The sequence below is a fragment of the Paenibacillus tepidiphilus genome (assembly GCF_008635795.1).
GTDB classification, from domain to species: Bacteria; Bacillota; Bacilli; order Paenibacillales; family Paenibacillaceae; genus Paenibacillus_AQ; species Paenibacillus_AQ tepidiphilus.
The window spans coordinates 232870-247007 of sequence record NZ_VWRQ01000005.1; the positions used below are offsets into that span (position 1 = coordinate 232870).

At 56.9% G+C, this 14138-nt stretch carries 13 protein-coding genes; 1 reads left to right on the forward strand and 12 read right to left on the reverse strand.

Annotated elements, in window-relative coordinates; translation table 11 throughout:
- Positions 1-3: 3 nt before the first annotated feature.
- The 8 genes from def to F1379_RS08800 all read right to left on the reverse strand — a co-directional run bounded on the left by def (position 4) and on the right by F1379_RS08800 (position 8604).
- Entirely contained in the window at positions 4-492 is a 489-nt protein-coding gene (def, locus tag F1379_RS08765) for a peptide deformylase (RefSeq protein WP_150268548.1), read from the reverse strand.
- Positions 493-609: 117 nt separating this feature from the next.
- Positions 610-3138 carry a primosomal protein N' gene (gene priA / locus F1379_RS08770; RefSeq protein WP_150268550.1) on the reverse strand — a complete coding sequence of 843 codons (2529 nt, stop codon included), beginning with the start codon at positions 3136-3138 and terminating at the stop codon, positions 610-612.
- Positions 3138-4370: a bifunctional phosphopantothenoylcysteine decarboxylase/phosphopantothenate--cysteine ligase CoaBC gene (gene coaBC / locus F1379_RS08775; RefSeq protein WP_150268552.1), complete on the reverse strand. Its 1233-nt coding sequence runs from the start codon at positions 4368-4370 to the stop codon at positions 3138-3140. The genes priA and coaBC overlap by 1 nt, the downstream gene beginning before the upstream one ends.
- 275 nt (positions 4371-4645) lie before the next feature.
- A complete protein-coding gene (rpoZ, locus tag F1379_RS08780) occupies positions 4646-4846 on the reverse strand; it encodes a DNA-directed RNA polymerase subunit omega (protein ID WP_150268555.1) in 201 nt (66 codons plus the stop codon).
- A gap of 39 nt (positions 4847-4885) precedes the next feature.
- On the reverse strand, positions 4886-5473 hold the full coding sequence (gene gmk, locus F1379_RS08785) for a guanylate kinase (protein ID WP_150268557.1): 588 nt from the start codon (positions 5471-5473) through the stop codon (positions 4886-4888).
- An 18-nt stretch (positions 5474-5491) separates the two neighbouring features.
- Entirely contained in the window at positions 5492-5752 is a 261-nt protein-coding gene (gene remA, locus F1379_RS08790; RefSeq protein ID WP_150268559.1) for an extracellular matrix/biofilm regulator RemA, read from the reverse strand.
- A 48-nt stretch (positions 5753-5800) separates the two neighbouring features.
- Positions 5801-6697 carry a YicC/YloC family endoribonuclease gene (locus F1379_RS08795; protein ID WP_150268562.1) on the reverse strand — a complete coding sequence of 299 codons (897 nt, stop codon included), beginning with the start codon at positions 6695-6697 and terminating at the stop codon, positions 5801-5803.
- 38 nt (positions 6698-6735) lie between these two features.
- Complete coding sequence (locus F1379_RS08800) at positions 6736-8604, reverse strand: bifunctional homocysteine S-methyltransferase/methylenetetrahydrofolate reductase (protein ID WP_150268564.1); 1869 nt, start codon at positions 8602-8604, stop codon at positions 6736-6738.
- Positions 8605-8777: 173 nt separating this feature from the next.
- Here F1379_RS08800 and F1379_RS08805 point away from each other — a divergent pair, with 173 nt between their 5' ends.
- Positions 8778-9035 carry a hypothetical protein gene (locus F1379_RS08805; protein ID WP_150268566.1) on the forward strand — a complete coding sequence of 86 codons (258 nt, stop codon included), beginning with the start codon at positions 8778-8780 and terminating at the stop codon, positions 9033-9035.
- On the opposite strand, the gene F1379_RS08810 is transcribed toward F1379_RS08805, so the two are convergent.
- The 4 genes from F1379_RS08810 to dapF all read right to left on the reverse strand — a co-directional run bounded on the left by F1379_RS08810 (position 9008) and on the right by dapF (position 14074).
- The gene (locus tag F1379_RS08810; protein ID WP_150268568.1) at positions 9008-10108 is read right to left on the reverse strand and encodes a GerAB/ArcD/ProY family transporter; all 1101 of its coding nucleotides are present in this window, start codon (positions 10106-10108) and stop codon (positions 9008-9010) included. The two genes, F1379_RS08805 and F1379_RS08810, sit on opposite strands and share 28 nt — an antisense overlap.
- Positions 10109-10127: 19 nt before the next feature.
- A complete protein-coding gene (locus F1379_RS08815) occupies positions 10128-11354 on the reverse strand; it encodes a Ger(x)C family spore germination protein (RefSeq protein WP_162551106.1) in 1227 nt (408 codons plus the stop codon).
- A complete protein-coding gene (locus tag F1379_RS08820; protein ID WP_150268572.1) occupies positions 11341-12984 on the reverse strand; it encodes a spore germination protein in 1644 nt (547 codons plus the stop codon). Before F1379_RS08820 ends, F1379_RS08815 begins: the two co-directional genes overlap by 14 nt.
- A 253-nt stretch (positions 12985-13237) precedes the next feature.
- Positions 13238-14074: a diaminopimelate epimerase gene (gene dapF, locus F1379_RS08825; protein WP_150268574.1), complete on the reverse strand. Its 837-nt coding sequence runs from the start codon at positions 14072-14074 to the stop codon at positions 13238-13240.
- Positions 14075-14138 lie beyond the last annotated feature (64 nt).

A 14138-nucleotide genomic window follows, 5' to 3' on the forward strand; every position in this document is an offset into this window, starting at 1 on the left:
GTCTCACTCCCCGGCTGCGCCGGTCTGCTCCGCCGTCGCCTCGTAGATCTTCTCGGCGATATCTGTGAACAGCACACCGTTCAGATGGTCGATTTCATGCTGGAACGCCCGGGCCAGCAGCCCGTTTCCGGTAACGGTAATTTCATTGCCCTCGCGGTCAAGCCCGCGCACGGTCACAGTCTCCGCCCGGCGTACATCGCCGTTGAGCCCGGGAATACTGAGGCAGCCCTCCGGCCCGAACTGTTCGCCCTCCGTGGCGATGATCTCAGGGTTGATCATCTTGATCAAGCCATGCTCCTCATCGGCATCCACTACAATCAGCCGTTTGAGAATGCCTACCTGCGGCGCGGCCAGGCCTACGCCCTCGGCGTCGTACATCGTATCGGCCATATCGTCCAGCAGCTTCTGGACGTTGGGTGTGATTTTGGTAACGGGCTTAGCCGTCTTGTGCAATACATCATCGGGTTCTTTCACGATCAATCGGATTGCCATAATGCAAACACCATCCTTGTTTCTACGATTCAGTAATTTATACAATAAAGCGCACAGCAAATGGGCCTAAGCCCAGGCGGCGCATTATTTCCTATCCCATTGTACCATGAAGCCGGATTACATCAACATTTGCGGATCAACGTCGATGCTGATCTGCAGGCCGGGATCGCGCACGGAATCCTCCAGCTCCTCGGCTACTTTGCGGGCGAGGCCGACCGCATCGATCGCGCCGCGCCATTTAATAATGCACTGGAACCGGTACCTGCCCTTCAGACGTGGCAGCGGAGAAGCTACCGGCCCCAGCAGGTCGAGCGCATCTGCGGACAGCTTGTCCAGACTGCCGAACCAGCGCAGCTGACGGGCCTTGCCCTGCAGCTCCAGCGCGTAATTCTCCGCCATCTTCAGCAGCAGGGGCATCTGCTCGTGGGACAGTGTAACCAGTATTAACCGGCAATATGGCGGATAATGCAGCGCCTTGCGGTGCTTCAGCTCATCGCGGACAAAGGAGCCGTAGTCATGCCCGCTGGCATGCACAATGGAATAATGCTCCGGCGTATACGTCTGGATGACCACCTCGCCCGGCAGCTGATGCCTTCCGGCACGGCCGGCCACCTGTGTCAGCAGCTGAAAGGTCTTCTCCCCGGCACGGAAATCGGGCAGATTCAGCGCCGAATCGGCGGTAATGACACCGACGAGCGTCACATCCGGAAAGTCCAGTCCTTTGGCCACCATCTGCGTGCCAAGGAGAACATCCGCTTTCTTATCGCGGAACTGATTCAGCAGCTTCTCATGCGAGCCTTTCTCGGTAGTCGTATCGACATCCATCCGGATGACCCGGATACCGGGGAACAGCTTCCCCAGCTCCTCCTCTACCCGCTGCGTACCCGTCCCGAAGAAGCGGATATGCTCGCTTTCGCATTCCGGGCATTGCTTGGGAGCGGGCTCCGCATGGCCGCAGTAATGGCAGCGCAGGTTCTCGCTGCGGCTGTGGAAGGTCAGCGAGATATCACAGTTCGGACATTCGGCGACATACCCGCAGCTCCGGCACATGACAAAGGTGGAGAACCCGCGGCGGTTCAGCAGCAGCACCGTCTGCTCGCCCCGCTCCAGCCGTGCCTTGAGGCCGGCATGCAGCCTGCGGCTGAACATCGAGCGGTTTCCCTCCTTCAGCTCTGCGCGCATGTCGGTGACATGCACCTTCGGGAGCTCATTCCCGAGCGCACGCGTTGGCATCTCCAGCAGTACGGGCGAGAAATGGATGTCGCTCTGCGAACGGGCCGCATGATAACTCTCCAGCGAAGGCGTCGCCGAGCCCAGAATAACGGCTGCACCGCACCCCTCTGCCCGGCGCACAGCAACATCGCGCGCATGGTATTTCGGATTCTCTTCCTGCTTATAGGAGCTTTCATGCTCTTCATCCATAATGATCAGGCCGAGATCATTGAACGGTGCAAATACAGCCGAGCGGGCGCCGACAGCGACCAGTGCCTTGCCTTCGCGGATCTTGCGCCATTCATCATAGCGCTCTCCCGCAGACAGGCGGCTGTGCATGACCGCCACTCCGCTCCCGAAGCGTCCCTTGAACCGCTCCACCATCTGCGGCGTAAGGGCGATTTCCGGAACCAGCACCACCGCCTGGCGGCCCTGGTCCAGCGCACGCTGGATCGTCTGCAAATAGATCTCCGTCTTGCCGCTGCCCGTAACTCCATGCAGCAGGAATACTTCATGCCGCATGGATTCCACAGCATCCACTATCCGCGTGTACACCTGCTGCTGCTCCAGGGTCAGCGGCAGCGGCGCCGTCGGCTTGAAGTCACGTCCCTGGTACGGATCGCGGTAGACTTCAATTTCGCTGATCTCGATGATTCCCTTGTCCTCCAGAGCCTTGACTGTACCCGCAGTCACCTGAAGGACAGCGAGCAGATCCTTCATCGGCATCGGCAGCACTGCCTCCATCTCGATCAGGAAGGCAAGAACCTCCTTTTGCCGTGCCGAACGCGCCGTGAAGGCAGATAAGGCTTCCCGGGCGGCCGATAGTCCGACGGCAAGATCCACCGCCTTCAGCTTCTTCTTGCCCAGCTTGTCCTTGATCGACTGGCTTTCGGTCAGCACCCCGCGGCGCAGCATGAACTTTACCGTCTCCGCCGCGTCGGGAAAGGTACGGGTCAGCTGCTTCATCGTTACCTCACCGTTCCCGCGGACAAAATCAATAATCCGCTGTTCCTCCGGATCATTCTCCAGGAACAGCGGGAACAGCTCGTCTTCGGACTGGCCCGGTTCCTCGGCATCGCCCAGGGAAATCAGCCGTTCCGCCTTGCCCTTGAGCGCTGTCGGCAGCATGGCCTGCAGTGCGGATATCCGCCGGCAGGCATACTTGCGGCTCATCCAGTCTGCCAGCTCCACCAACTCCGGTGATAGCGGAGGCAGCAGGTCGAGCACCTCCTGCACAGGCTTGAGACTGCCCGCCCCTTCCGTCTCTCCTGATTCCAGAGAGACCACGAAGCCTTGCACGGTCCGGTGTCCGAACGGTACCGCCACTCTGCTGCCGACCTCAATCCATAATTTCAGCGAGCCGGGGATCAAATAATCAAATGGCCGGTCCGTGCTGCGGACGGGAACATCGACAATGACCTTGGCTATATCCATCAGACCGCCGCCCCGGCCATGCGCTCTGCCGCCAGCTGCAGGATGCGGCGGGCCACCTCGTCTTTGGAGCTGAGCGGCAGGTCCAGGACCAGCCCCTCCGAACTATAAATGGAGACAATATTGGTTTCTGTGCCGAAGCCTGCCCCCTCTTGTCCAACATCGTTGGCCACAATCAGGTCGAGATTTTTGCGGACCAGCTTGTCCTTTGCGTACAGCTCGGCATTGCCCGTCTCAGCGGCAAAGCCGATGACAAACTGCTTTTCCTTGATTTTGCCGAGAGTATCCAGGATATCGGTCGTCTTCACAAGCTCCAGCGTGAGCGTATCGCCGCTCTTCTTGATCTTGGTCTCTGCGCTTATTCTGGGCCGGTAATCCGCCACCGCCGCCGCGCCGATGAGCAGATCACAATCGCTCCAGCGGCTGCTTACCGCTGCATACATGTCTGCGGCGGATTCGACGCGGACCAGGTCGATCTGCGGGTCCTGCGGAGGCGCCACATCGGTGCGGGCCGCAATCAGCGTAACCTCTGCACCCATGGCCCGGGCCGCCCGGGCGAGCGCAAAGCCCATTTTGCCGGAGGAATCATTCGAGATATAGCGGACCGGATCAATGCGCTCCACCGTTCCGCCGGCGGTAACCATCACCCTTTTGCCTGCCAGCGGACCCTGGGCTGCCATATCCCGGCCGGCGAAGAATTCATTGACCACAGCTACAATCGTCTCCGGCTCCTCCATCCGTCCCTTACCGACATACCCGCATGCCAGCAGCCCCTCACCCGGTTCAATGAAGTGAACACCGCGGCTTGCCAGCGTCTGCATATTGGTCCGGACGGCGGGATGCTGGTACATATGCACGTTCATCGCCGGAGCTACCATTACCGGTGCCGTCACGGCAAGCATCGTCGTCGAAAGCATGTCGTCCCCGATGCCCACCGCCATCTTGGCCAGGATATTTGCCGTCGCCGGTGCAATCAGCACCAGATCAGCGGAATCAGCCAGGTCAATATGGGAAATTTCGGCGGGATCACGTTCCTGGAACGTATCGCTGTACACCCGTTGCTTGGACAGTGACTGCAGCGTCAGCTCGGTAATGAATTCCTTGGCTGACGCTGTCATGATAACGTGGACCTTAGCGCCCTTTTGCGTCAGCTTGCTGGTCAGAGCCGCCGCCTTGTAGGCTGCGATCCCGCCTGTCACACCGAGAATAATCGTCTTGCCGTAAATGTGGTTCATACATCTTTCCCCCTGTTCCTTAAGGTGCGCCATCTGTATGTGCAGAGGCACGAAAAAACGGCTGCTGTGACCCAGACTGAGACGGCATCCGTTTTGATGTAGATGTGGCTATGCGTTAGAATGAATCCTTTAAAAAAATAACAACCTTCCGGTTGTCAGTAGGCCCTGCGGGCCGTGAATCAATAGGTTATGAAGCCCGTCGCGCCGGCGGAGACGAGAGCCGTTAATCAGGCATGGACGGCGTTCGCATCCGCAGCGGGCGGCAGGTCCGCAGGCTATTCTTCCCCGCGGGTAACTACAATGCGGTCTTCATAGATTTCTTCCAGCGCAACACCGACATATTTATGCGATTTCGGCGCCTTTACATCGGTCTTGCCGCCTTCGCGAAGCGATCTGGCCCGGCGGGCTGCTGCGACAACGAGTGAATATTTGCTGTCAACCTTGTTCATCATTTCATCAATGGATGGATATAGCACGTAAGACACCTCTTCATCATCTTTATACTGCTAGCGGAATCAACCGTGCAGCGCATCTCTTCTTACTTTACAATGCTCGGCGATAATAATGCTTTCTATTCTTCTGCAGGCCAAATCGATCTCGTCATTGACAACGGCATAATCGTAATGACGAATCAGGCTGATCTCATCTTCCGCCACAGACATGCGGTGATTGATAACATCGGGATGCTCGGTGCCGCGTCCACGGATGCGGTCCTTCAGCTCGTCCATGGAAGGGGGCAGCAGGAACACAAAGATCCCCTCCGGAAATTTCTCCTTGACCTTGAGGGCACCCTGGACCTCGATCTCGAGAATAATATCCCGGCCGCTGTCGAGCGTCTTCTCCACAAAATCGCGCGGTGTACCATAGTAATTGCCTACGTACTCCGCATATTCCAGCAGTTGGTCGGCTTCAATCATCGCCGCAAATTGCTCTTTGCTCTTAAAGAAATAGTTGACTCCGTCCTGCTCACCCTCGCGCGGATTGCGCGTAGTTGCAGAAACAGAGTAGACCAGCTCAGGCATCCGCGGTCTTAGCGCGGTACATACCGTGCCTTTGCCTACACCGGAAGGGCCGGATAAAATAATCAGCAATCCTCTTGACATAGTACGCTCCATTAGTTGTTATTCGTCGCTGTCGTCATCTTTGCTGGACAAGCGGTGCGCCACGGTCTCCGGCTGAACCGCCGAGAGGATGACATGATCGCTGTCTGTAATGATGACGGCCCGCGTCCTGCGGCCATAAGTGGCGTCGATCAGCATATGCCGGTCTCTAGCCTCCTGAATAATGCGCTTGATCGGCGCGGATTCAGGACTGACAATGGAAATGATCCGGTTGGCCGATACGATATTCCCAAAGCCGATGTTAATTAATTTGATTGCCATGTTCCGGTTGTTCCCCCCATAAGTAACTTGTCTTGTTTCCGGTGGCGGTTATTCGAGATTGGCCGCCTGTTCACGTATCTTCTCGAGTTCGCCTTTCATTTCGAGCGTAAGGTTGGCCAGGGCCAGATGGCTGCATTTGGAGCCGATCGTGTTGGTCTCCCGGTTCATTTCCTGAACGAGAAAATCCAACTTGCGTCCTGACGGCTCACCGGACTGCAGCAGTGCCCGGCACTGCCCGAAATGGCTGAATAGACGGGTTAGCTCCTCATCAATGTTGGAACGGTCGGCAAAGATAGCAATTTCCATCCCCAGCCGGTGCTCATCCAGCGGCAATGCTCCGCCGGTAAGGACTTCCAGGCGCTGCTGCAGCTTATCGCGGTACTCGTGCAGGACAACCGGAGCCAGGTTGAGCATCTCAGCGTGCAGTTCTTCCAGCCGGTCCAGCCGCAGTGCAATATCACGGGCCAGGAACTTCCCTTCCCGTCTGCGCATTTCCATGAGCGATTGCAGGCTGTTCTCCAGGCCCTCGGCCAGTGCTTCCTTGAAGTCGCCGGCCGCTGCAAAGGCATCGCTGCCGGATTCCTCGGCAATTTCCATAATACCGGGCATAGAAAGTATATCACGCACTGTCAACTCACCCGGCAGGCCGTAATTCTTCTTCAGCGCCTCCGCGCCTTCCAGGTAAGACTGTACCAATGCATGGTTCAGACCCTGGACAGGAGCAGAATCGCCGGCTGTTTCTCTATTAATCGTGACATCAACTCGTCCACGCTTGATATGACTCTGCACCTTGCGGCGCAGCATATCTTCATACCCCGACCAATCGCGGGGCATCCGCAGGACTACTTCGCAGTAACGGTTATTCACCGACTTGACCTCGAAAGTAATCTTGTAGCCGCCGGATTGGAGGGATGATTGACCGTATCCGGTCATGCTAAATGACAACGGAACCACATCCATTACACTATTGTAATTGATTCTTACTAGCGAAACAAGGGGGACAATCTGCGGCCCTGCTTCTGCCAGATGTACTCCAGAAGCTGAACGCTCATGTCGTAGAACATGAACGGCGTCATCAGATAAATGCCGTTGAAATGGGCGGTGGCAACTTCCAGCAGCTCCTTGGCGATGGCCACACCTTCAGCACGTCCCTCCGCTCCTTCAAGCCCCTGCATCCGGCTGCGTACCGCATCGGACAACTGGATTCCCGGAACCTCATTGTGGAGGTACTCGGCATTTCGGCCGCTGGCCAGCGGCATAATGCCGATGAAGATAGGAATGTTGAGATGCGCTGTAGCATCGGCGATGCGGACGATCAGCTCCGGATCATAGACCGGCTGCGTCATAATATAATCGGCGCCAGAAGCAATCTTCTTCTCCAGCCGTTCCACCGCCTTGTTCAGATGCTTGACATTGGGATTGAAGGCGGCGCCGATAACGAATTTCGCCTTAGCTTTCAGCGGCTTGCCGGAGAAGGCGATGCCGTCATTGAGCTGCTTGATCATCCGGATGATCTCGAAGGAAGTCAGATCATAAATGGAGCTGGAGCCCGGCAGATCGCCGAACCGTGCCGGATCGCCCGTAACCGCGAGCACATGGTCGATGCCCAGCGCATCGAATCCCATCAGATGCGACTGTGTCCCGATCAGATTGCGGTCGCGGCAGGCCACATGCACCAGCGGCCGCAGCCCGGTGCGGGCCTGTACGAGATGCCCGAGCGCCATGTTGCTCATCCGGGTGACCGCCAGTGAATTGTCGGCCAGCGTCAGCGCGTCCGCTCCCGCTCTACGCAGGGCATCCGCACCCTGCATGAATTTCGTAATATCCAGATCGCGCGGCGGGTCGAGTTCCACGATCACAGTGTGCCGCTCCTTTACAAGATCGACCAGCGTCGGCTCACCGCCGCCGGCGTCTTCGCCGAATTGCTCCTGCACCGCGATCCGCTCCTGCGCCCGCAGCTGCACCGGCTCCGGCAGCGGCTGCGGAACATAAGCTTGCAGCGCAGCCGAGATTTCAGCGATATGCTGCGGTGTTGTACCGCAACATCCGCCGATGATCCGGCAGCCCAGATCGGCCAGGACCGGGGCCATCTGGCCGAAGTACTCCGGAGATGCCCCGTAGCGGTACTGCCCGTCCACATAATCGGCAACCCCGGCGTTCGGATAGACAGAGGCCGGGAGCGCCAGGCTGCCCTGCAGTTCGCTGAGCGCCCGCTTGATGCCGTTCGGGCCTGTGCGGCAGTTGAAGCCGATAACATCCGCGCCATCCTGCTCCAGAATCCGGAATGCTTCCGGGAGCGTGAATCCGTCCAGCGTGCGCGCCATTTCGTCCACAGCCAGCTGGCAGATGACCGGCAGATCGGTAAGCTTGCGCACCGAGCGCAGGGCCAGATGCAGCTCCTCGACATCATAGAAGGTTTCCAGCATGATCCCGTCCGGCTCCTCCGTAAGCAATGCCGAGAACTGTTCAGCGAACAGGCGCTTCAGCTCTGCCGGGGACAGGTTAGCCCGTTTGCCTGCACGTATGGAGCCGGCGGCGCCAACGACATAACCTGTTTCTCCTGCAGCCCTGCGGGCGATCCGTACACCGGCCCGGTTGATTTCGCTGACTTTGGTCTCCAGTCCGTATTTGGACAATTTGTCGTAATTGGCGGAGAAGGTGTTGCTCTCCAGAATGACGGCACCCGCTTCCACATAGCTGCGGTGTACCTCTTCAATCACTTCCGGCGAGGTTAAATTGAGTTCCTCGTAGGAGATGCCTACGGGAAAACCCTTTTGATACAGAAAGGTGCCCATGGCCCCGTCACCGACCAAAACCTTGTTGCTCCAAGCTGAGCGCAAATCCGGCTTCACCGCTAGAACCTCCCCTGTCTGTCATTAGTTTCATACTAATGTAACATAAAACGGATAGGTTGATAAGCCGGATCGGCCTAAAAGCTTCCCGCCTCCGGGAACGGCCGCATGTCCAGACAGGAATTGAACCATACTACCCGTAGATTTCCGGAAATGGAGGCGACCTATTTTATATGAAGAAAAAAATCAGAAGACAGCTCCTGCGGAAATACGCCGCCATTCTGCTGCTGGCTTTGCTTTCAATACTGTACCTGCTGCTGGGCGACTGGCTGTTCGGCTACGGAATGAAGAACCTGTGGTACATCTGCAATTACCTGCTCTATACCACCGCAGAGAAGCTGGTCGCGGTAGGTCTCCTGCTCTGTCTGGTGATTCCCGATGCCTTCTATTTTATAACGGGCACTCAGTCCGGCCGCCGTTCCGAGAAATGACTTTTCACAGCGGTTACCAGGATCAGTACTGCCGGGACGACGATCATAAAGAAAGGATATACTGTATACAGCAGCCTTCCGCCTTCATCCAGATGTTCGATAAAGCTGCGGGCGTCCACCATGGAGGTGAGCAAAATGATCAGTGCTGCGGGATACAACATCTTGCGGTAGGGCAGCTTGAATACCTCGGAGATACCGATCAGCGCGGCCGCAAAGAACACCGACATTTTGAAGAACACACCGATAATCAGCACCATCACCACGAAGATGTCCACACGCTGGATGAAATCCGAAATGGAGATTTTACTGATGGCGGGCATGAGCGGCAGAGGGGACCTTTCCACGATATCCGCTCCCAGCACTGAAATGTTAAGCGCCATGGTGTAAGCCAGCAGCAGCGCTGCGGTCAGCATTGCCCCCATGATAACCCACGGACCCTTGCGGGAATTGGAGAGATAGGGCATCAGCATGGTGAAGCAGACCATCTCCCCGAAGGGAAACATGTAGCTTTGGCGCACAACAGACTCCAATACGGGCTGTATACCGGTCTCCATAACCGGCAGGAGCCGGTTCAGATTGATGCTCCCCGAGAGCATCAGCATTATGGTACTGAACAGGCCGATCAGGAGCACTATCATCAAAAAGACAAGCGATGTTCTGGTCAGCACCTCGATTCCTTTGTGCAGCACATAAGCAGATGATAATATCATCAGCGTACTCAGGATAAACAGCGGAGTATGGTGCATGGTCGCCATGGCCAGCATCGTGCCGCCGTCGCGCATATCGCGGGCAGCCAGATTCAGATAAAGAACGATATAGGCAATGGAGACGGGCACCCCGATCGCTTTGCCGAGAAGCTTGGTAGTGTAGCCGGTGAACGTTAAATCCGGATGCTTCCAGTACAGATAGGCATATCCCAGAAAAACAAGGATGCCTGCCAGTCCTCCGAGCAGGATCGAGACCCAGGCATCCTTTCCGCTGAGTATTCCCAAATTGACGACCAGCGCCGTTCCCAGTTCAAATAACAACGCTATGCTGAAGAATTGGCTCAAGCCGATTCTCACGCTTCCCATATCTGCACCTCTTCTGCCTTCATTTGTTCACCTGAAAGGAATTGCCGCGCATATCGGTATGCCTGATGACCGCATCCGCATTAATCTTGACCTCGCAGGTTTTAAACAGTTCCTCCCAATGATCCTTGACCCTGTTCCAGCCCCGCGGGTTTTCCCGGCGAAGCGCCTCACCGAAGCCGATATAATCGCTGCCCAGCCTGCGGGCCTCCTGCACGGCAAGCTGAATCATGTTTTTGGTCTCCGCGGTCAGGCGGTCCGACAAGCCTTCGATCACTTCCGGGTCTGAGTAATCCAGGGTGCTGGGCCCTTCCTTAAGCGCAGCCTGCTGCGAAATATTCACAATAATTAACGGGTGTTCCGGGTCCTTGGCTTTAGCTGCAATCTTTACTGTCGACTGATACACATTAAACGCAATATATCCGCCCTCCCTGTCTTCGACCAGCGAAGGGAATTCCTTGACCTGGTTCTGCAGCAGAGCTGTACCGAGCGCCGTCTCTCCCTCCAGCCAGCCTTTCAGCTTGTCATCCTTGAAGGCGGCTAATCCGGTGACCCGCAGAATGGCCTTCGGGGCGATCGTCTTCAGATTGTCATTGGAGCCCGCATTCTCCTTATCCCCGGTGGTTTGTACACCGTTAATCGTGGGTCCTCCGCCTCGGATCTGTATCCCGCGGATGACTTCATCGACCTCCATCCGGTAGTTGTAGCCGAACTGTTTGGAGGTCGTCTCCAGCTTCTCTACGAGATCATTGGCCGGGATCTTGCTGAACACCGTCATTGTCGACATCAGATCCTTGGCGGGCTGCCCCTTCGAAATAAACATCAGACTCGTCAAGCGCGTATCGCTTTCTCTTTCGAGCACATCCATGATATCCCGGATGCCTTCACGGGCGAATTTCTCGGAGATAACCAGCACACGGACATGACCCAATGAGAGAAAGCGGGCTGTCTGCCGCGAAGCATTGGCCAACGCCTCGAACATGGTCCTCCCCCGGCCCGTATATAAAGCCACCGGGGCTATCCCTCTCGCTTTCTCGCCTGAAATCTCCTCGGATACGATCACCTGAAACGAGAGCACGTATTTGTCCGCTTCCGTCTCCCCTCTGTCAATTGCGACCCCCGACACAATAGCCCGCCGGTTCAGCTCAACGCTGTCCCAGCAGCCGGTCAGCAGGGGCATCAGGGCAAGCAGCGCCGAGAATAAGAGCAGGCTCCGGCGTACAGGTATCCCCCGTCTATTCCGGTTCATTGCTATTGCCTCCTTCCCGTTTCCGGTCCATTTCCTCATTTTTCTTGATGGCAGGGGACAGCACAGCTTCATGTCCGGTGGTAATCTGCATCGATTTCGGCAATTCCGCGCGCATCTGCTGCGGCGATTTGCCGGGATTCATCATCCACATCGGCAGCCGCAGGAGCGTATCCTTTTGCCCCCGGACCGATAGCGGAACGAACGGCGACAGATAAGGTATACCGAAGGAGCGCAGGCTGTTCATATGCGCAATCATCACGATCAAGCCGAGCGTTATGCCGTAGAAGCCGAACATTCCGGCCAGCAGCAAAAAGGCAAAGCGGATCAATCGCCCGGCGATAGCCATGTTGTATGCCGGAATCGCAAAGCTGGCGATGCCGGTCAGGGCGACCACGATAACCATGATCGGCGTAATAATGCCTGCCTCAACCACCGCCGAGCCAAGGATCAGAGCACCAACTACGGAGACGGTCTGCCCGATGACACGCGGCATCCGCACACCCGCTTCCCGCAGAAATTCAAAGGCGATCTCCATCAGCATCGCTTCGACAAAAGCAGGAAACGGCACGTTCTCCCGCTGCGCCAGCAAATTGATCAGCAGCGTCGTCGGAAGCATTTCATAATGATAGGTTGTCAAGGCGATGTAGACGGAGGGGCCCAGTATCAGCACAATGAAACTAAGATAACGTACTACTCTCATTAGAATGGCAATGTCAAAGCGCTGGGAATAATCCTCGGCGGATTGGAAGAACTGCGTAAACACAGCCGGAAGAATCAGCACAAATGGCGTGCCATCCACAAGAATCGCCACTCTGCCCTCCAGCAAATTGCCAACCACCACATCCGGACGTTCCGTGTTGTAGATGGTCGGAAACGGGGTAATGGTCTTGTCCTGGATCAGCTCCTCGATAAATCCCGATTCGAGCACTTCGTCAATCGCCACTTTCTCCAGGCGTTTACGCACCTCGCCGACAAGATCGTCGCTGGCGAAGCCCTTCACATACATCAGGACAACCGTCGTTTGCGTCTCAGTCCCGATCTTCATCGATTCCAGTCTCAGCTTGGGCGAGCGGAGTCTGCGGCGGACCAGGGATATGTTGGTGGCGATGGATTCCACGAACCCGTCTTTGGGGCCGCGCACTACCAGCTGTGAGGTCGGTTCGCTGACCGAGCGCCATTCACCGCCCCGGGTGCCGCAGATAATCGCCACAGTACAGCCGTCCAGCAGGATGGCGGTATCTCCTGACAGCACTGCAATCAGGGTTTCGTTCCAATCCTCGGCTATCGCCGCTTCCCCCACCTCCAGCGCGCGGCCCAGCAGCAGCTTCGGCAGCTCATCCACCGGGTTGTCCGTTAATTCTTCCGCGTTCTGCAGCAATGCACCCATCACGAATTCATTCAGAAGCTGCGCATCGGTCAGCCCGCTTAAGTGAACCGCCGCAGCCTGAATACCCGGAGCGGGGCCAAGCCGTATCTCGCGTACCTTGATATCGGGACTGTAGCCGACTTCGGCCTGAATATTCCGGAGGCTCTCGTGCAGATCAAGCGACAGCCGGCGTTCGGCGCCGTCCGCCCGGGCACCCGCAGCCTTAGCTCCGGATTGCGTACCGGAATCCCTTCTGGCAGTCATAGTGCTCCCCCTTTTTTACGGATAATGGTCTATTATTCGCGGTTACCGTTGCCATTATTCGGCTGACAGGGTAGATCGTACCCTCCGGCGGCTCGCCAGGCTCACTTGTGACAGAAGCAGCGAGGGTAACGTTTCATAACTATTGCAAGTTCAACCTCCCCATACAAAAAAAGAACAGCCCCGGGCCGCAGCCCGGGACTATTCCGGTTTAAAGCATTCTTCCTGCCGCTCAGCTTGTCTGAGCCGCCCAGGATTACAGTTCTACCGAGCCTGTATACACTACCTGTGCCGGGCCGGTCATGTACACATGGTTATCTTCCTCGCTCCAGCGGATGAAGAGATCGCCGCCCTTCAGGCTGATGACAGCCGAACGGTCAGTAAGGCCGTTCAGCACCGAGGACACCAGCGTCGCACAGGCGCCGGTTCCGCAGGCCAGCGTCGGCCCCGCTCCGCGTTCCCATACGCGCATGTCCACATGGCCGCGGTTCTTCACGGTGGCGAATTCCACATTCACCTTCCGCGGGAACAGCGGGTGCACCTCCAGCTTCGGTCCCCAGGTTGCCAGATCGAAGGAGACGGCATCGTCGACATAAATGACGCAATGCGGATTGCCCATGGAGACGGCGGTAAATCTAAACTCAGCGCCGTCCGCCGAGATCGCTTCATTCAGGACCGGCTCGGCGTCAATGGCCACCGGGATCTGCGGTCCGGACAAGACCGGCTCGCCCATATCTACGGTAACCGATTCGACCTTACCGTCCTTCACCTGCAGCTTCACCTTTTGCTCCCCTGCGCCGATGGTTTCGATCACGATTTCTTCGGAAGCCACCAGCCCCTGCTCATACACATATTTGGAGACGCAGCGGATAGCGTTGCCGCACTGTTCTGCCTCCGATCCGTCCGAATTCATAATGCGCATCATGTAGTCGCCACGCTGCGACGGAAGAATATACACCAGACCGTCCGCGCCGATGCCGAAGTACCGGTTGCACAATCGGACGGCAAGCTCGGATGCGTTGGCCGGCAGCTCCGGCTCGCCGTATACAATGATAAAATCGTTGCCGAGTCCGTGCATTTTCGTAAATTCCATATCAGATTCCACTCCCAGGATTATGTTAATGATACTGTCTGCGCAGGCATACTTCTGCGCGCCC

Excerpts from the sequence above, each read along its gene's own strand:
- priA (WP_150268550.1), bottom strand. The coding sequence starts at position 3,138 with ATGGATATAGCCAAGGTCATTGTCGATGTTCCCGTCCGCAGCACGGAC.
- F1379_RS08820 (WP_150268572.1), bottom strand. The coding sequence starts at position 12,984 with ATGACTGCCAGAAGGGATTCCGGTACGCAATCCGGAGCTAAGGCTGCG.
- F1379_RS08815 (WP_162551106.1), bottom strand. The coding sequence starts at position 11,354 with ATGAACCGGAATAGACGGGGGATACCTGTACGCCGGAGCCTGCTCTTA.
- F1379_RS08805 (WP_150268566.1), top strand. The coding sequence starts at position 8,778 with ATGAAGAAAAAAATCAGAAGACAGCTCCTGCGGAAATACGCCGCCATT.
- gmk (WP_150268557.1), bottom strand. The coding sequence starts at position 5,473 with ATGTCAAGAGGATTGCTGATTATTTTATCCGGCCCTTCCGGTGTAGGC.
- coaBC (WP_150268552.1), bottom strand. The coding sequence starts at position 4,370 with ATGAACCACATTTACGGCAAGACGATTATTCTCGGTGTGACAGGCGGG.
- dapF (WP_150268574.1), bottom strand. The coding sequence starts at position 14,074 with ATGGAATTTACGAAAATGCACGGACTCGGCAACGATTTTATCATTGTA.
- def (WP_150268548.1), bottom strand. The coding sequence starts at position 492 with ATGGCAATCCGATTGATCGTGAAAGAACCCGATGATGTATTGCACAAG.
- F1379_RS08810 (WP_150268568.1), bottom strand. The coding sequence starts at position 10,108 with ATGGGAAGCGTGAGAATCGGCTTGAGCCAATTCTTCAGCATAGCGTTG.
- remA (WP_150268559.1), bottom strand. The coding sequence starts at position 5,752 with ATGGCAATCAAATTAATTAACATCGGCTTTGGGAATATCGTATCGGCC.